The sequence below is a fragment of the Dokdonella immobilis genome, from assembly GCF_900115085.1.
Taxonomy (GTDB): Bacteria; Pseudomonadota; Gammaproteobacteria; order Xanthomonadales; family Rhodanobacteraceae; genus Dokdonella; species Dokdonella immobilis.
Genome location: NZ_FOVF01000036.1, coordinates 23,775 through 41,972, shown reverse-complemented (window position 1 = coordinate 41,972; position 18,198 = coordinate 23,775). Strand labels below are relative to the sequence as shown.

The following is an 18,198-nucleotide window of genomic DNA, read 5'->3' as shown; positions in this document are numbered from 1 at the left end:
CGAATGCTGCCCGCAGGGCGAGCGCCATGGAGGGTGCGAGTTCAGGTGCCGCAGGCGGATGAGGGGCATTGGCTCTGGCTTTGGCCTTTGCCTTTGCTTTTGCTTTTCGCTCTGGCGCGCAGGATGCGCGCTAACCGGGCCCCGTAAGCGGTGGCGGCCGGGCGAAGGAAAGGCCCGCAGGGTGGGCGCGAGGGATCGCGCCCAGTTCGCTGCCAGCACACGGAGGTGCTGTCAGCGAACCCCCGTAGCCCGGCCGCGCAGTCGCAGGGCAGGATGCCCGGAGACCACCGCTTTGGGGTGGCCTTCTCTTTGCCTACTTTCTCTTGGCCACGCAAGAGAAAGTGGGTCGCTCGCCGCAGGCGAGTGAAAGCTTTGCTCTTAACTCCACGAATGCGCCGCGAAGCGATGCCCGATTGTGCGCAAAGCAGAGTCACTGGGTCCCTGCCTGCGCAGGGACGACGGACCAGGGAATTGAAACGTCCGGCAAGAACAGGACCTCAATCCTGCCCTACGCCCATGCCACGCAACCGCTGCGACGACGACCAAGCCTCCGTCAAGCGAGCCCCAGCCAGGGCCCGCTTGCCTGCAAGGAGAACCTAAGACTCAGCGGACGAGCTTGCCGTCGGCGTCGAGCACCTTGACCTCGCCGAGCTTGAGCTCGCGAACCGGTTTCTCGATCTTGGCCAGGTCGCCGACGATGACCCAGGTGAAGGTGTCAGGTCGGATCACTTCGCGGGCTGCGGCCTCGACATTGGCGTCCTTGAGGCCTTCGATCCTGGCCTTGGCGGTGCGGATGTAGTCGTCCGGACGATCGTAGAGCGCGTTCGCCGAGAGCACGCTGAGGACTGCGCCGGTGGTTTCGAGACTGCCGGGCAGGGAACGCACGCGCTGGGTCTTGATCCTCGCGATTTCGGCATCGGTCAGCGGTTTGTCGCCGACGACTTCACGCGCTTCCTTGAGGATCTCGGCGACCGACTCGGCGGTCTTGTCGGTCTGCACCGAGGCGTAGGTCATGAACGGACGTTGCCCGATCGCATCCTGCAGGAAGCTCGAGGCGCCGTAGGCCCAGCGCTTGTCCTCGCGCAGGTTCATGTTCAGGCGCGAGGTGAAGGTGCCGCCGAAGGCGCCGTTCATGGTCTGGATCTCGAGGTTGTTCGGCGCCTTGGTCGAGGGCGCGAGCGAGCCGGTCAGGATCAGGGTCTGCGGCGAATCGGGCCGGTCTACGAGGAACACGCGGACCTGCTTCTGCGCATCGACGTGGCCGATCGCCTTTTCGGGCACCGGCGTCTCGGCGACACGCCAGTCGCCGAATACCTTGTCGAGCTCGGCAGTGATCGCCGGCAGCGTCGTGTCGCCGGCGACCAGGATGCGCACGTTGTCCGGGCGGATGAAATCATGGTGGAAGCGGCGCAGGTCCTTGGCCTTGATCGAGCGGATCGAGGCTTCGGTACCGCTGCCGGTGAACGGAATGCCATAGGCATGCTGGTCGCCGTACAGGAGCGGTGGCAGGGTGCGCAGGGCGATGCCGGTCGGCTGGGTCTTCTCCTGGGCGATGTCGGACAGCCACTGGCCGCGGATGCGTTCGACGTCGGCTTCGCGGAAGGCCGGGTTGCGCACGATGTCGGCGAACAGTGCCAGCGAGGGCGCGAGTTGCGAGCTCAGGGCGTTGAGGCTGACCGCCGAGCTGTCGAGACCCGAACCGGCGCCAATGCGCGCACCGAGGCGTTCGCTGCGCCTGGCGATCTCGACCGAATCGAGCGTGTTGGTGCCTTCATCGAGCAGGGCCATGGCGAACGACGAAGTGCCGAGTTTGCGACCCTGGTCGCTGGCGTAGCCGGCGTCGAACTGCAGCTGCATCTGCACCACCGGAATCGTGTGGCGCTCGGCGAGGACCACTTCGATGCCGTTCTTCAGGCTGCCGCGCTGGATGTCCGGAAAGCCGAGATCGGGGAATTCGCTGACCTTCGGCACGCCCTCGCTGCGATCGACCGGGCTCTTCGTCGTGGCGAACTCGCGCTTCGCCGGGAGCACCGGCGCCGGCTTGCCGGGTGCGGCCGGCAGGCCGTTCGGCGCGGACTCGTCGACCGTCTCGTCGTCACCGAGCGGCAGAACGGTCAGCGTGTAGTCGCCTTTCGCGATCCAGCGATTGGCCGCGGCCTTGACGCTCTCGGGCGTAGCCGCCTGGATGCGTTCGAGATCGAGTTTGTAGGCGCCCGGATCGCCGCGATAGACCTGGGATTCGGCCAGCACGGTGGCCTTGCCGCCGAAGCCGCCGACCTTCTCGAGGCCGCGGATGAAGCCGGCCCGGCTCGACATGCGCGAGCGGGCCAGTTCCTCGTCGGTCGGGCCGTCCTTGAGGAAGGTTGCCCATTCCTCGGCGATCGCCTTTTCGACGCGGGCCGGATCGACGCCCTGCTTGACGTCGGCGGTCAGGTTGAACTGGCTGGCCAGGGCGAAAGCCTGCACGTCGACCGAAACGCTGTCGACCAGCTTGTCCTTGTAGACGAGGCGCTGGTACAGGCGCGAGGTCTTGCCGCCGCCCAGGGCATCGGCGGCCAGCTCGAGCAGCGGCTCATCGGCGTGGCCGAGCTCGGCGACGTTCCACTCGCGAATGATGCGCACCTGGGCGACATGGTCCTTCTGCTCGCCGCGCGTGGAGGTCGAGCGTGGCGCCACCCACGGCTGCTGGCGCGGCACCGGCGGTCCGGCCGGGATGTCGCCGAAATAGCGCAACAATTTTTCGCGGGCGACCTCCGCGGTGATGTCACCGGCCAGGACGATGGTCGTGTTGGCCGCGCCGTAGTAGTCGTTGAACCACTGCTTGACGTCGTCCAGCGAAGCGGCATCGAGATCGGCCATCGAGCCGATCGTGTCGTGCTGGTAGGGATGGTTGGCCGGAAACGCGTTGGCGAGGATCACTTCGTCGGTGCGGCCGTAGGGGCGGTTCTCGCCCTGGCGCTTTTCGTTCTGCACGACCCCGCGCTGGGTGTCGAGCTCCTTCTGGCCGATCGCGCCGAGCAGGTGGCCCATGCGGTCCGACTCCATCCACAGCGCCATGTCGAGTGCGGTGGTCGGCACGGTCTCGAAATAGTTGGTGCGGTCGAACCAGGTGGTGCCGTTCATGTCGGTCGCACCGACCTGCTCGAACGGTTCGAAATAGGTGCCCTTGTGGTTTTCCGAACCGGAGAACATCAAATGCTCGAACAGATGCGCGAAGCCGGTCTTGCCGGCCGGCTCGTCGGCCGAGCCGACGTGGTACCAGATGCTGACGGCGACGACCGGCGCCTTGTGGTCCTCGTGCACGACCGCGGTCAGGCCGTTCGGCAGCGTGAACCGCGTGAACGGGATATCGACGCTGTCGCTGGCGGCGGTTGCCGAGCCGACGAAGCCAAGCGTCAGCAGGGCGGCGTACAGAAACTTGCGCATGCGGGGTCCTCACAGGGGAGATCGACGAAGCCGGGCAGGCTACCCCGCGTGCGCGGCGGCCGGCAACCGTCGATGGTCACGGGCTCGGGTAGACTGGGGCCGCGGCATGAAAGTTCACCGCCGCGAACCATTGCGAGGAGGACGACATGAGCCAGTTCATGGTCACGGGCGCGAATCGCGGTATCGGGTTCGGTTTCGTCCAGCAACTGCTGGCGCGTGGCGATCGGGTAATTGCCGCCTGCCGGCACAGCGGGCGTGCCTCCGAACTGAACCGGCTCAGCGGCGAGTATCCGGGGCATCTCAAGGTCCTGCCGCTCGATGTCGCCGAGCCGCGTTCGATTGCCGAACTGGTGCGCGAAGTCGAGATGCTCGAGCTGCGCATCGACGTGCTGATCAACAACGCCGGCATGCTGATTCCCGGTGAAGCCTTCGGCGAGGTTCAGGCAAGATCCCTGGCCGACAGTTTCGCGACCAATGCGATGGGCCCGTTCCTGCTGACCCAGGCGCTGGCTCCGCGCCTGGCCGAGGGCGGCAAGGTCGTGGCGATCAGTTCGGGTCTCGGTTCGATCGCGCGCACGAGCCGCTTCGGCACGCCGAGCTACAACATCAGCAAGGCTGCGCTGAACATGGCCATGCGCCTGCTCGGCCACGCCCTGGCCGAACGCCGGATCGCGGTCCTCGCCCTCAGTCCGGGCTGGGTCAAGACCGACATGGGTGGCGAGACGGCCGAGCTCGAACCGGCCCGCTCCGTGGCCAACATGCTCGGCGTGATCGATGCGCTGGCCTTCGACGCGGACGCGGTCGGTCGATTCCTCAGCCACAGCGGCGAGGTGCTCCCCTGGTAGGCGTGCCGCGTCATCCATGAAAGGTTCATGAGGGTCCGTTAGGCTCGACCATTCGTGATCGTCGATCAGCGTCGCGATCCGCAGACAATCCAACCCGACAAGGAGAACAGCATGGCAATCGTTCGCAAGGGTCAGGCCGAGTGGAAAGGTGGCGTGCCGGAAGGCAGCGGCAGTGTCTCGGTGCAGAGTGGCGCATTCTCCGGTTCCTACGGCTTCAAGTCGCGCATGGAAGACGGTCCCGGCACCAATCCCGAGGAATTGATCGGCGCCGCGCATGCCGCCTGTTTCTCGATGGCCCTGTCGCTGGCCCTGGCCCAGGCCGGCCATGTTCCGACCCGCGTCCAGACCACGGCCAAGGTGCATCTCGACAAGCGCGATGGCGGCTACGTCATTCCATTGATCGAACTCGTCACCGAAGGCGAAGTGCCGGGGATCAGCGATGAGGAATTCCAGAAGCTGGCCACGGCGACCAAGAGTGGTTGCCCGGTATCCAAAGCGCTCTCTGCCGTCGAGATGAAATTGACGGCGAAATTGCTCTGAGCGCCGCGTCCGGCGCGCCGCATGGCCAGACCACTCGCCGCTGCCTCGCACCGTCGCATTCTTGTAGGAGCGGCTTCAGCCGCGATGCTCTTTCGTGCCGGTGAGGACGTCGGACGTGAATGCCTTTGCACATGAATGCCAAGGTGACGGCGCTCTTGCTCGCGCTTGATCAGGCTTCCAATTCAAGCACGGCCGCGACGCGCCCGATCAGACTCGGCCATGGTTCGCCCGGTGCGAGGCGGAACAGGCGGGCGCTCGGGTACCACGGGGTCGTTTCGCCCTGCTGGCCCCAGCGCCAGTCCGGGTCGCTGCCGAGCAGGATCCAGACCGGCTTGCCCATCGCGCCGGCGAGGTGGGCGACGGCGGTATCCACCGTGATGATCCGGTCGAGTTGTTCGATGAACGCCGCCGTGCGCGCGTAGCCGAGGATTTCCGGCTCGAGGTTGCCGAAGTCGGCCGAGCGGAGGATTTCGACTTCCTTGCCGCTGACCGGGAATTGCAGACTGTAGAAGCGCGCATTTGTGGTGCGCGTCAACGGCAGCAGGTCGGCCAGTTCCAACGAGCGCTGCCGATCTTCCTTGTGTCCGGGGCTGCCTCTCCAGACCAGGCCGATCAGGCGCTGTCCCGGCAGTGCGCGAACCTGCACATGGGCCGGCGCGTGCACGTACGGCGCCGTCATCGGCAGCGGATCGTCCAGGCCCAGCCGCACAGGCAGGCTCAACAGGGGCACGTAGCAGTCGAAACGATCGCGCGGGATTTCGCCCGGCCCGCGGCTTTCGTCGACGCCGTCCACCTCGGCGGCCAGTTCGATCAGCGGCTCGGGTCCGGCGTAGATCAACTCGCGGCAACGCATCCGCGCCAGCTTGAGGTAACGCCAGAACTGGATCTGGTCGCCATGGCCCTGTTCGCTGTGCACGAGCAGGCGCTGGTCGCGGATATCCTCGCCCTGCCACTGCGGTTGCGGACAACGCAGCGGGGGGTTTGCTCCCGGCAACTGCCAGCGCGACTCGTAGTCGCTCCAGCCCTGGGCAAAGCGGCCGAGCTTGAGCAGTATCAGACTTCGATTGAAGCGGGCCAGGGCGAACTGGCTGTCGATCGCCAGGGCGCGCTGCCAGGCATCGAGCGCGGCCTCGTATCGACCCAATCGCGCATGGGCCAGGGCCAGGCTGTTGAGCGCCGGGGCGTTGCCTGGATCGAGGGCAATCGCTCTCTGCAATGCATCGACGGCCGCCTGCCAGTCCTCGGCATCGCTCAGGGCCAGGCCGAGCTGGTGCTGCGCCTGGGCCAGTTGCGGTTGCGCTTCGGCGATGCGGCGATAGGCGGCAATGGCCTCTTCGAGCGCACCGCCGGCCTGCAGTCGGGTCGCCGCAGCGAGGGCTTCCTGCACGGGATCGGCCGGGGCCAGCAGCCGCAGCGCGGCCTCGGGCAACTCATAGGTGCTGGCCAGCAGGGGCGACTCGGCATCGAGCAGGACCGGTGCGCGATGCGGCAGGATCTGCACATCGAAGATCTCCTGCACCTCGCCACTGAACCGGAGCAGGCCGACCACCGCGCCGCTTTCGATATCGATCAGATGCACGCCGCACTGGCGCTCCTCGACCCGCGCAGTCAGCGGCAGGCCGGCGAACACGGCGCTTTCGCGTACCTGTGACAGGCCGACCAGGGCATAGCGATCGAGGAACGCGAGTCCGCGCGCGAAGCCGGGCACCTCGGCGACGGTCTCCATGCTTCCATCGGCGCCGAGGCGCATCAGTCGGCCTTCGCCCGAGGCCAGGAACCAGAGCTGGCCGCGGTGCCAGCGCGGCGAATGCGGCATGCACAGGCCATCGGCGATGACCGAATCGTCGGTCAGGTCCATGATCCGGCCGCCCTTGGCCTTGTCGCGGCGCCAGCTGCCTGGTTCGTTGCCATGACCGAGCATGCTCACGTAACGTGGATGTCCGTCGCGAACGCCGAGGCCGTTGAGGTGGCAGCGGTCGAGCAGGTCGTAGCGACTGATGAAGGGCGGCTTCCAGCGTGGCACGACGCTGCTGTCGGCGGCCAGGGTGCACAGGCAGGACATGCGCGTGTTGACCAGCCACAGCTCGCCGTCGCGGTCGTAGCCCATTTCGTGCACGTCGATATCGCCGGTGACGTGCGTGGCCCGATGCACGAACACGGCATCGGGCCGCTCCGGCCCGAGTCGCTTGGCGACAGCCGGCATGTTGCGGAAGAACTCGATGCGATGCGCCGCGCCGAGGGTCAGTCGGGCGCCATCGACGGCGATGCCCATCGGGCGGGGCATCGCAATGAAGTGCGTGTCGAGGCCTTCGGCCAGCGGTCGCAGCAGAACCAGCTGGCCGCTCTGGTAGGTCGAAACCGCCAGCGACACACCGGCCGCGCGCAGGAAGGCAGCGAAACTTTCGGTGTGCTGGCTGGCGAATTGATGCATGGTCCGGGTCCGATGCGGGCCCCGACTGACGGGCCGTCGGTCGTCGGTGGGCTCAGCGGCGAGGCGGCCCGGCGGCGAAGCGCTCGTCAGCGCAATCCATCGACGCAGACCGCCTGTTCGACAACTGCGAGCGGCCGATCAGCCAATCCCCGGCGCCACCTTGAACGGGCAGCCGGTCTTGGCCTTGACTTCGTCGAGCGCGACGCCCGGGTGCAGTTCGGTCAGGGTCAGGCCGCCGCCTTCGGCGACCTCGAACACGCACAGGTTGGTGATGATCTTGTCGACCACGGCCTTGCCGGTCAGCGGCAGCTCGCATTGCCTGAGGATCTTCGGCGAACCGTCCTTGGCCGTGTGCTCCATCAGCACGACCACGCGCTTGACCCCCGAGACCAGGTCCATCGCACCACCCGGGCCCTTGACCATCTTGCCCGGCACCATCCAGTTGGCGAGATCGCCGTTCTCGGAAACTTCGAGGCCGCCGAGGATCGACAGATCGATATGGCCGCCGCGGATCATCGCGAACGAATCGGCGCTCGAGAAGAAGCTGCTGCCGGGAATCGTCGAGATGGTCTGCTTGCCGGCGTTGATCAGGTCGGCGTCGACGGTTTCCTCGGTCGGGAACGGACCGATGCCGAGCAGGCCGTTCTCCGACTGCAAGGTGACCTGCACGCCGGGCGGGATGTAGTTGGCGACCAGGGTCGGAATGCCGATGCCGAGATTGACGCAGTAGCCATCGCGCAGCTCGCGCGCGGCGAGCTGGGCCATCAGCTCGCGGACCGGATTTTCCTTGCCGCTCGGCGCCGCGCCCGAGAGCGTGCGGAACTCGATGCGCTTCTCGTACTTCGCGCCCTGGATGATGCGATCGACATAGATGCCGGGGGTATGGATCTGGTCCGGATCGAGCTCGCCGGTCTCGACCAGTTCCTCGACCTCGGCCACCGTGATCTTGCCGCAGGTGGCGATCATCGGATTGAAGTTGCGCGCGGTCTTGCGATAGACCAGGTTGCCGAACTTGTCGCCCTTCCAGGCCTTGACCAGCGACACCTCGGCCTTGATCGCCGGCTCGAGCACGTAGTCGAGGCCATCGAACTGCTTGGTCTCCTTGCCTTCGGCGAGCTTGGTGCCGAATGCGGTGCGCGTGTAGAAGCCCGGGATGCCGGCGCCGCCGGCGCGCAGGCGTTCGGCCAGGGTGCCCTGCGGCACGAGTTCGAGCTCGAGTTCGCCGGCCAGCACCTGGCGTTCGAATTCCTTGTTCTCGCCGACATAGGAGGCGATCACCTTTTTCACCTGACGCGTCTTCAGCAGCGGGCCCATGCCGAAATCGTCGACGCCGGCATTGTTGCCGACGATGGTCAGGCCCTTGGTGCCGGCATCGAGCAGGCCCTGGATCAGGTTCTCGGGGATGCCGCAGAGGCCGAAACCGCCGGCAGCGATCGTCATGTTGTCGGACAGCAGTCCTTCGAGCGCCGCGCTCGCGTTTGCGTAGACTTTCTTCACGTCAGGGTCCTTTCGGGGTTGATGTCGGCGCGGCCGCCTGCCTGGGCAGGGGCGTTGGCAGCAACAGGGAACGATGCGGGGCAGCGTAGTACGAGGCGCAAGGCGGTTCAATGCGGCCTTTCGGACAATGGCGGCGCCGATCGCGGGGAGATCGCCCTTTCAGGGTACCGGGTTCCCCGTGATCGGGCGAGTCCGGCCGGCGCTTCGACGAATCCGCAACGCGCGACTCGCCGCGCCCGTCAATGGGTGCTCGTCAACGCGGCCGGCAATCTGTCCGGCACCTTGCCGGCGCTGCAGTCGCCGCGCCTGCAGAGCAGGCGCCGTATCGGCCGGTTGGCCTGGACCATCAGGTGGAACAATGCGTTCTGCTCGAAGGATCCATGCACGCCCTCGGCACCCGGGCCACGCGCGAACACGACGACATCCTCGCCGCCGTGGGTCTCGTCCTTCATCGGCACCGCAGATTCCTGCAGATAGTCGGGCTCGGTCGTGTCGACATCATCGAGATCGGGCCGCTGCACGGCTGCGGCGTCGTGGTGGGCCGGTGCGTGCGGAAAGCGTTTGGTTCCCGCCGGTTGTCGGTTGGATGCGGCGAGATGGCCCGGTCCGTTGGCGTAGCCGAGGGTCGTATAGCTCTGTCCGGCACCGTCGCGACGCAGGCTGGCGGCGGATGGCTCGTCCTCGTCGAAGCCGCGGACCTTGCCGAGGATCGGATTGCCGCGCTTCGGATAGCCGGCCATGGTCAGGGTGTGGCTGTGATCGGCCGTGACCAGGATCAGGGTGTCGTCGGCGTCGGTCGCCGTGGCCGCCGCGCGCACGGCATCGGAGAAGGCCACCGTTTCCTCGAGCGCGCGGTAGGCGTTGCCGCGATGATGGGCATGGTCGATGCGCCCACCTTCGATCATCAAAAAGAAGCCGTCGTGATCGCGTTTGAGCAGGGCGATGGCCTTGGCGGTCATCTCGGCCAGGGTCGGTTCGCCGGCGCCATCCGCGGCGCGGTCGTGCATGTAGTGCAGGTGTTCGGGTTCGAACAGACCGAGTACCGGCCCCGGGCGGGCCGGGTCGAGGGCGGCGAACTGGGTGGCGTTCCAGACGAAGCGCGCATCGGGAATCCGATTCCACTGCGCGATCAGGTCGCGGTCATCGCTGCGCTTGCCGTGCTGCTGCGGGTATTCGGGATCGGCCATCGCCGCCGGCAGGAATCCGCACCGGCCGCCGCCGAAGGCAACATCGATCTGGCCATGGGCGGCGTGCTCGACGAACTGGCGGGCGATGTCGATGCAACCCGCTGCGCGGGCCTTGTCCGGCATGGCCGAATCGAACTCCCAATCGCGATCCGGCGTGTGCGCATAGGTCGCTGCCGGTGTCGCATGGGTGATGCTCGTGGTCGTGACGATACCGGTGGCCAGACCCGCCGCCGAGGCCAGTTCGAGTGCGCTGAGAGCGGCCTGGCCCTGACTCGACGCGCAATCGCCACGGCGCACGTTCTGGGTGACCCCGACGACGCCGAAGCGGGTCTTGATGCCGGTCATGATCGCGCTCATCGTGCCGGCCGACTCCGGAGTCTGCGCATCGACTTCATAGGTGCGGCTTAGCGCGGTGTACGGGAATTCTTCGAAGGCGAGGCGATGCTCCTCGCCGCTGGCGCCGTTGCGCTGCCCCTCGAAGATGCGCGCTGCGGTGATCGTGGTCAGGCTCATGCCGTCGCCGAGAAACAGGATGATGTTCCTCGCGCTGCCGGCATGCTCGCCACGGGCCCGACGAGCGGCGAGCGCGCCATCCCTGAACCAGCGTTGGGGCGTCTCGGCGGCGTTGGCTTCGGTCGGAGTCGCCTGTTTCGGTCCGGCCTCTTTCGCCGCCAGGTCAGCCGGTTGCGACAGGGACAGGACCGAGGCCATCAGGATGGCAAGCGGGATCGGCTGGTTGGGCATGCGCACAGGATTCTGATCGAGGTCGCCTATTGTCGCCATCCACGATGGCCGTTCCGTGACATCGCGCGCAGCCTGTCGCGAGTCCTGTCGGCCGACTGTCGCATGCACTTTGGTACAAGGGCGCAAAGCGCCCGGGCCGTGCAGACTGCGGCCATCGAGCCATCAGGCTCCCGGGGAGGGGTCAGCCATGTCCACACGTTTGCGAATCCTTGCATTGTGCCTCGGCGTCTGCGCGGCCGGGTTGGTCCACGCGGCCTGTCGCGACAATGTCGTACTGGTGCACGGCAATACCGGCAGTCCCGGCGACTTCGTCAACACGACCAATACCCTGCTCGCCCGCGGTTACAGTCCGGCGCAGATCTTCCGGCCCGGCTGGGGCAGCAGCTGCGCCGCCTGCAACGACCATCTCGGCAGCGAGGAGACGCCGGTCGAAAACGCCATGATCGATGCGATCGCCTCTTCGTGTACGGGTCGCATCGACGTGATCGGACATTCAATGGGCGCGACCCTGGCTGCGCGCGTGATCGACCGGCTAGCCATGAAGAACTACGTCGACAGTTTCGTCGGCATCGCCGGCGCGTTCCGCGGCCTGCGCAGTTGCGGAACGTATCCGTTCAACGTCTGGACCAGCACCTGTGGCGCCTGGGGCCTGTCGGTCAACAGTCCGTTCCTCAACGGCATCGACGGACAGCGCTTCGGGTCGCGCGAGACATCGATCAAGTCCTGGTATGACGAGATCGTCTGTTCGACCGGCATCTGCACGGTCGGCGGCGTGCACTCTTCGCAAATCAGCGGCGAGAACGCGACGCTCACCTATGCCTGGGGCCACTACGGCCTGCTCTGGTACACGGCCTCGAAACAGGCCGACCTGATCCAATAGGGCTTCCAAACGGAACCGGCTCGCCGGCTCAGATCATCTTGCTCCAGCGCAGCTCCGCGATGCCGGCCGGCGGGGCGAAACTGTCGGCTCGGGCGCTTTCCCAGAACCGCTGGAAAACGGCATGGTGCGGCAGGCCATCGATCAGGGCGCCGGGCGACACGAACGCGTAGAGGCTGCCGAGTGAACGGATTTCCTTGCCCGAGACGCGGCGGATGATGTGCTCGGGGCCGAGTTCCCCCGGGTGCTTCAGGCCGGCCGCGGCGATCATCTCCTTCAGCGCGCGCAAGGTGTTCTGGTGGAAGTTCTTGACCCGCTCGGCCTTGTCCGGCACGCGCAACGCGGACCAGCGCCGCGGATCCTGGGTGGCCACGCCGGTCGGGCAGGTGTCGGTATGGCAGGTCTGCGACTGGATGCAGCCGAGCGCGAACATGAAGCCGCGCGCGGCGTTGCACCAGTCGGCGCCGAGCGCGAGCGTGCGCGCGATGTCGAAGGCAGTGATGATCTTGCCGGCCGCGCCGATGCGGATATCGTCACGCAGGTTGAGACCGACCAGGGTGTTGTGCACGAGCATGAGGCCCTCGCGCATCGGCACACCGACGTGGTCGATGAACTCCATCGGTGCCGCGCCGGTGCCGCCTTCGCCGCCGTCGACGACGATGAAGTCGGGCCTGATGCCGGTCGAGAGCATGGCCTTGGCGATGCCGAACCATTCCCAGGGGTGGCCGATCGCGAGCTTGAAGCCGGTCGGTTTGCCGCCCGACAGTTCGCGCAGGCGGGCGACGAAGCGGAGCAGTCCTTCCGGCGTATCGAAGGCGGAATGGCGGGCCGGCGAGATGCAGTCCTCGCCCTCCGGCACGCCGCGCGTTTCGGCGATCTCGCGGGTCACCTTGACCCCGGGCAGGACGCCACCGTGGCCGGGCTTGGCACCCTGCGAGAGCTTGATCTCGATCATCTTGACCTGATCGAGCACGGCGCGCTTGACGAACTTCTCCTCGCTGAAGACGCCGGCGCGTTCGCAGGCGCCGAAGTAGCCCGAGCCGAGCTCCCAGACCACGTCGCCACCATTCTCGCGATGATAGGAGGAAAGCGAGCCTTCGCCGGTGTCGTGATAGAAGTTGCCGCGTCGTGCGCCTTCATTCAACGCGCGGATCGCGTTCGGCGACAGCGAGCCGAAGCTCATCGCCGAGATGTTGAAGATGCTCGCCGAGTAGGGCTGGCTGCATTGCGTGCCGCCGATCGGCACGCGAAAGTCGTGGTCGTCGATTTCGGCCGGCAGGACCGAATGGTTGATCCATTCGTAGTTTCCGGCATACAGGTTCAACTCGCTGCCGAATGGCCGCGTTTCCTGCGCTTGTTTGGCGCGCTGGTAGACGATCGAGCGCTGGTCGTGCGAGAACGGCACCTCGTCGTTGTCGCCCTCGACCACGTACTGGCGCAGCATTGGCCGCACCGATTCCATCAGATAGCGGCCATGCGCCGTGATCGGATAGTTGCGGCGCAGGGTATGGCGCTGCTGGGTCAGGTCCCAGATGCCGATCAGGCTCAGCGCACCGGCAATCACGGCGATCCACGGCCAGATTCCGCCGGCACTCCAGAAGACGATGCCTGCCGCGCAGGCGGCCAGCGCAATCGCGAAGCACCAGTAGCGGGTCGGCAGCGGATTATTCACAGGGATTTCCGTTAGCGGCGGACGCGCCGAGGATAGCGGAATCGCCGTTGGAACCCCACGCCGCGCCGATCGGGTGCGATCCGTACGCGCGCGATCAGGAGTTCGGCAGCGACACGCCGAACAGGATGCGGTCCTGGTACGGTGAGCCGTACACGGTCACGGTTCGTCCGCGCGCCTCGATGTTGCGGCGGATCTCGTCCCAATGGGTCTGCTTGCAGATGAACACGATGTCGGTATCAAGGTCTGCCAGTTCGGTATCGAGGTCGGTGTCGTACTCGCCATCGAACGGATCGAGCTTGATCGGCCGCAGCGACAGCTTGTCGACTCTGGCCTGCAGATGCAGGTGGACGCCATAGCGGGCCATGTCCTCGACGAAGGCGACCTCGGTGACCGGGTACGGCACGCGCGCGCGGATCGCCTCGGCCCACTCGGCGGCATCCTTGTGGGTCGACCAGAAGGCGCTGGCCAGGCGCAGGCCGACAAGCAGCAGCACCCAGACGCCGATCCAGCGCATCGACGGAAAACCTCGATCGTCGCGGTGGATCTGCCGGGCCACGATCAGGGCCAGCGGCGTGAACAGCGGCAGCAGGTAGAGCGGCAGGCGCGAGCGCGCCAGGCAGAACACGACCAGCGGTATCAGTACCCAGAGAAACAGGATCAGGCCGACGGAATCCTCGCTGCGCGTCTGCGCACTCTTCCAGCTGCGCAACGAGGCGCCGAGCGAACGCAGCCAGCGCCACAGGCTCACTGTCCACGGCAGGCTGCCCAGGACCAGGGTCGGCAGGTAGATCTCCAGCCAGCCGTACCATTCGCCATGCCGGCCGAAATCCGACGTGGCGACACGGGCGACCAGTTCACGGCCGAGGAAATAATCGAGCAGGCCCGGGGTGCGGTGCACGACGATCGCATACCACGGCATGGCCACGGCGATGAACACGAGCAGGCCCGACCAATGGAACACCGAGGCCGCGCGCGGAGCCGGCAGCAGCCGGATGCAGGCCACCACGACCAGCAAGGGCAGCAGGGCCGGCGGGCCCTTGGTCATGAAGGCGACGCCGAAGGCCGCCCACATCAGCAGCACCCAGCGCCGGGATCGCTGCGGATCGTCGTACCGCGATTCGATCCAGCCCATCATGGCTACGCTGAGCGCGGCGCTGAGCAGGAAATCCGTCGTGATCATCTGTGCCGCCCCGAAGGGCAGGAACATCGTCGCGTAGATCAGCGCGGCCCTGTTTTCCTCGCCCGGCAGCCAGCGCCGCGCGATACGCCAGACCGCCCACACGCAGGCCAGGTAGGCCAGCGCCACCGGCAGGCGCGCAGCCCACGGGTTGTAGCCGAACGCGCCGATGCTGGCGCCGACCACCCAATAGGTCAGCGGGGGCTTGGTCCAGTGGCCGATATGCTCATTGCGCATCGGATGCAGCCAGTCACCGCTCTCGAGCATGTTCAGGGCGACATTGGTGTAGCGGCCCTCGTCCGGATCCCAGATCGAGCGCGTGCCGAGAAACGCGAAGGCCAGCAGCACGGTGATGGCGACGGTCAGCAGCAGGGACGGGGACATCGTGGCGCGCATGGAATGCATCCGGGTGAGAGGCGGCAAGGCAACCGAGGATGTCGGCGACGGGACCGGTCCGACCCATTCGCAGGCGCGCCGGACCGGCGCACACAGCGACCGCAGGCAGGTCGATGAGTTCCGCAGCGACTGCGATTCTAGCCGACCCGGCCGGCGGGCGAGAGGCCGGGCAGAATGCCGCAGGCATCTGCCGCGTTCCCGGCGCGCCCGCCCGCGCGTTCATTCGACGAACCGGGACACGGGAGCCGCTGCGCCGATATCGCCCTGCATGCGGCGAGATGACCGCCATGCGCAGGCGCGCCGTCGGGTCCGGCGCGTCCACGGCCGAAACGCTGCAGGCCTCACAAATCGAGCGCGCGAGCGTGATCGGGCTCATTGGGCGCGGTGGCGCGCTACCCTTGGCCGGCGTCCTGCGATCCGGACGCGTCCTTTCCGGGAGTTTCATCGATGAGCAACCAGGCCGGCACGTCGCCGCGGCATCTCTACCTGTGGGTCCTGCTGGCCATCGTCGCGGGTGGCCTGATCGGCCACTTCCTGCCGCAAACGGGGGTTGCCCTGAAACCACTCGGCGACGGCTTCATCGCCCTGATGAAGATGCTGATCGGGCCGATCATCTTCCTGACCGTGGTCATCGGCATCGCCGGCGTGGCCGACGTGAAGAAGGTTGGTCGGGTCGGGGTCAAGGCGATCCTCTACTTCGAGGTGGTATCGACCTTCGCGCTGGTGATCGGCCTGCTCGTCGTCAATACGCTCAAGCCCGGTGCCGGCTTCAACGTCGATCCGGCCACCCTCGATGCCGACGCCGTGGCCCGCTATGCGACCCAGGCCGCCGAACGCAGTGGCGTGCAGTTCCTCCTCGACATCATCCCGAAGACCTTCCTCGATGCCTTCAGCGGCAACGGCGACCTGCTCCAGGTCCTGCTGGTCGGCCTGCTGTTCGGCTTCGCCCTGATCGGCCTCGGCGAACGCGGCAAGCCGGTGCTCGTGCTGTTCCAGGACCTCTCGAAGGTGTTCTTCCGCATGATGGGCCTGATCATGCGGCTCGCCCCGATCGGCGCCGGCGGCGCGATGGCCTTCACGATCGGCAAGTACGGCGTCGACAGCCTCGGCCCGCTGGCGAAACTGATGGGCAGTTTCTACCTGACCTGCGTACTGTTCGTCGTGCTCGTGCTCGGCACGATCGCGCGCCTTGCCGGCTTCAGCATCTTCAGGTTCCTGCGCTACATCCGCGACGAGCTGCTGCTCGTGCTCGGTACCTCGTCGTCGGAATCGGTACTTGTGCCGATGATGGAAAAACTCGAACGCCTCGGGTGTTCGAAGTCGGTGGTCGGTCTGGTCATCCCGAGCGGCTACTCGTTCAACCTCGATGGCACCAACATCTACCTGACCATGGCCGCGATCTTCGTCGCCCAGGCCCTCAATGTCGATCTGACCCTCGGCCAGGAGCTGAGCCTGCTGCTGATCGCCATGCTGACCTCGAAGGGCGCCTCCGGCGTCACCGGCGCAGGTTTCATCACCCTGGCTGCGACGCTTACCGTCGTGCCGACCGTGCCAATCGCAGGCCTCGCCCTGATCCTCGGCATCGACCGCTTCATGAGCGAGGCACGCGCCCTGACCAATCTCGTCGGCAACGGTGTCGCGACTATCGTCGTCGCGCGCTGGGAAGGCGAAGTGGATGTCGCCGAGCTCAGGCGGCAACTCGATGCAGGCCCGGATGCCGGTATGGCTCCAGAGTCGGCGCTCACGGAGCCCGCCGCATGAACGGGGCCCGCGGCCGGCATCGCGCCCAACGCCGAGCCGTTGCAGTGTTCGCCGTCACGGCATGGCTGTGCGCAGCTTCGACGGTGCTTGCCGCCGGGCATGCATTTTCGGTCGCCAACACGCAGGTGATCGATCTGCCCGTCTCCGCCAGTGGCATCAGATATCAGCTCTACGTGCATGTGCCGCCGGCCTGCAAGGCCGCGAAAAAGAGTTGTCCGGCCGTCTATCTGCTGGATGCCGAGTACTCCTTTCCCCTGGTCGCGACGATCGTTACCCACCTGGCCGATCGCAACCGCATTCCGCCGTTGATCAGCGTCGCCATCGGCTATCCCGACAAGTCGCACTACCATCTCGACCGGACGCGCGACTACACCCCGTTCTTCCATGCCGAGGGTGGCTATGGCGCGGAAATGCAGAAGGTCTCGGGCGGTGGTCCGGCCTTCCTCAAGGTGATCCAGAGTGAAATCATTCCCTATGTCGAGAAGCATTTTCCGGCGTCGGCCGAACATCGCACGCTGGTTGGCCACTCCTACGGCGGCCTGTTCGCGACTTATGCCTGGATCGATGCGCCGTCCTCGTTCGAGAATTTCCTGATCGTCTCGCCTTCGTTGTGGTACGCGAACGGCAAGCCGTTGCAGGCCTTGGCCAAGGCCTGCCGGGACTCGCCGTTTGCCGACGAGCGCAAGCTCTTCCTGGCTGTCGGCAGTTTCGAGGAGCAGCCGGAGAACGAGCGCCGCATGGTCAGCGACCTGCGCGCCATGAACGAGGAACTGAATCGCTGCGTTGAGCGCAAGGTCGCCACCCGTATCGAGGTCTTCGACGACGAAACCCATGCGAGCATTTTTCCGACGGCTCTTTCGACCGGCTTGCGCGCATTCTTCCAGTGAAGCCGGGGCGCCCAACGATGATTCAGGACATGATTACGCCGATTCGAACCGCAGACCGGGAGGTCCCTCCATGCATCGATCCGTTATCTACCCATCGTCCATCCTGCTCGCAGCCTGTCTGCTCGGGAGTCTCCCGATGAGCGCGCATGCCGAACAGCCCAGCAATCCGGCTGCGCCAGCGCAACCGGATTGCAGTTCCGCCAAGCACCAGAGGCTGCGCATGTTGCTCGGCCAATGGACCGTGAGCGAAGACGCGAAAGTCGTCGGCCACAACACGCTGACGCCCGTGTTCGGCGATTGCGCCGTCCGCGAGGAATGGAAATCGGCGAGCGGCAACGACGGCACCAGCCTGACCTTCTACGATTCCCAACTCGACATCTACCGGCAGACCTGGATCGACAACCATGGCATCGTCCTCGAACTGAGCGGCGGCTTCGAGGGCGACAGCCTGGTTCTCGAAGGCGAGCGACCCTCGGGCAGGGATCCAAAGACGACCGTGCACCACCGCATTCGCTGGACGCCGAACGACGGCGGTGGATTCCAGCAGGTCTGGACGGTCAGCACGGATGGCGACAAGACCTGGAAGACGATCTTCGACGGCCGCTACGCGAAATAGCCCGGAGCCGGTCCGGCCTACTCATTCGATTGACCGATCGCTCGCGATGTCTGGTGCGTGTCGTCGATCAGGTCCCGAAATGCCGTGCCTGCTTGCGCCACTTGTTCAAACTCTCCTCTGGGGGCAAATCACCGGTTTAGGC

The 18,198-nt window shown here is 66.2% G+C and carries 12 protein-coding genes; 6 read left to right on the top strand and 6 right to left on the bottom strand.

All coding sequences use genetic code 11. The features are described 5' to 3' along the window. Window positions 1-603 precede the first annotated feature (603 nt). The gene (locus BM125_RS17485; RefSeq protein WP_092410370.1) at window positions 604-3,426 is read right to left on the bottom strand and encodes a M16 family metallopeptidase; all 2,823 of its coding nucleotides are present in this window, start codon (window positions 3,424-3,426) and stop codon (window positions 604-606) included. Between the two features lie 146 nt (window positions 3,427-3,572). On the opposite strand from BM125_RS17485, the gene BM125_RS17480 reads away from it, so the two are divergent. Beyond that, a complete protein-coding gene (locus tag BM125_RS17480; RefSeq protein ID WP_092410368.1) occupies window positions 3,573-4,271 on the top strand; it encodes an SDR family oxidoreductase in 699 nt (232 codons plus the stop codon). 111 nt (window positions 4,272-4,382) lie between these two features. Further along, window positions 4,383-4,811 carry an OsmC family protein gene (locus BM125_RS17475; RefSeq protein WP_092410380.1) on the top strand — a complete coding sequence of 143 codons (429 nt, stop codon included), beginning with the start codon at window positions 4,383-4,385 and terminating at the stop codon, window positions 4,809-4,811. Window positions 4,812-4,980: 169 nt separating this feature from the next. On the opposite strand, the gene BM125_RS17470 is transcribed toward BM125_RS17475, so the two are convergent. From BM125_RS17470 to BM125_RS17460, 3 genes are all read right to left on the bottom strand, one after another. After that, complete coding sequence (locus BM125_RS17470; RefSeq protein WP_092410366.1) at window positions 4,981-7,242, bottom strand: TIGR03032 family protein; 2,262 nt, start codon at window positions 7,240-7,242, stop codon at window positions 4,981-4,983. Window positions 7,243-7,380: 138 nt separating this feature from the next. Continuing rightward, entirely contained in the window at window positions 7,381-8,739 is a 1,359-nt protein-coding gene (locus BM125_RS20860; RefSeq protein WP_092410364.1) for a 3-oxoacid CoA-transferase, read from the bottom strand. Window positions 8,740-8,978: 239 nt separating this feature from the next. Beyond that, window positions 8,979-10,709 carry an alkaline phosphatase gene (locus tag BM125_RS17460; RefSeq protein WP_245778971.1) on the bottom strand — a complete coding sequence of 577 codons (1,731 nt, stop codon included), beginning with the start codon at window positions 10,707-10,709 and terminating at the stop codon, window positions 8,979-8,981. A 148-nt stretch (window positions 10,710-10,857) separates the two neighbouring features. Between BM125_RS17460 and BM125_RS17455 the strand changes: the two genes are divergently transcribed. Continuing rightward, on the top strand, window positions 10,858-11,550 hold the full coding sequence (locus BM125_RS17455) for an alpha/beta fold hydrolase (protein WP_092410362.1): 693 nt from the start codon (window positions 10,858-10,860) through the stop codon (window positions 11,548-11,550). A gap of 28 nt (window positions 11,551-11,578) precedes the next feature. On the opposite strand, the gene BM125_RS17450 is transcribed toward BM125_RS17455, so the two are convergent. Together BM125_RS17450 and BM125_RS17445 are read right to left on the bottom strand one after the other, a co-directional pair. Then, window positions 11,579-13,219 (bottom strand): FMN-binding glutamate synthase family protein, encoded by a 1,641-nt coding sequence (locus BM125_RS17450; protein ID WP_425429639.1) that lies wholly within the window; start codon window positions 13,217-13,219, stop codon window positions 11,579-11,581. A 94-nt stretch (window positions 13,220-13,313) separates the two neighbouring features. After that, entirely contained in the window at window positions 13,314-14,792 is a 1,479-nt protein-coding gene (locus tag BM125_RS17445; RefSeq protein ID WP_092410374.1) for an ArnT family glycosyltransferase, read from the bottom strand. Between the two features lie 447 nt (window positions 14,793-15,239). On the opposite strand from BM125_RS17445, the gene BM125_RS17440 reads away from it, so the two are divergent. The 3 genes from BM125_RS17440 to BM125_RS17430 all read left to right on the top strand — a co-directional run bounded on the left by BM125_RS17440 (window position 15,240) and on the right by BM125_RS17430 (window position 18,056). After that, entirely contained in the window at window positions 15,240-16,553 is a 1,314-nt protein-coding gene (locus tag BM125_RS17440; protein ID WP_092410360.1) for a dicarboxylate/amino acid:cation symporter, read from the top strand. Beyond that, window positions 16,550-17,440 carry an alpha/beta hydrolase gene (locus BM125_RS17435; protein WP_092410358.1) on the top strand — a complete coding sequence of 297 codons (891 nt, stop codon included), beginning with the start codon at window positions 16,550-16,552 and terminating at the stop codon, window positions 17,438-17,440. Before BM125_RS17440 ends, BM125_RS17435 begins: the two co-directional genes overlap by 4 nt. A 70-nt stretch (window positions 17,441-17,510) precedes the next feature. Then, window positions 17,511-18,056: a DUF1579 family protein gene (locus tag BM125_RS17430; protein ID WP_175498173.1), complete on the top strand. Its 546-nt coding sequence runs from the start codon at window positions 17,511-17,513 to the stop codon at window positions 18,054-18,056. Window positions 18,057-18,198 lie beyond the last annotated feature (142 nt).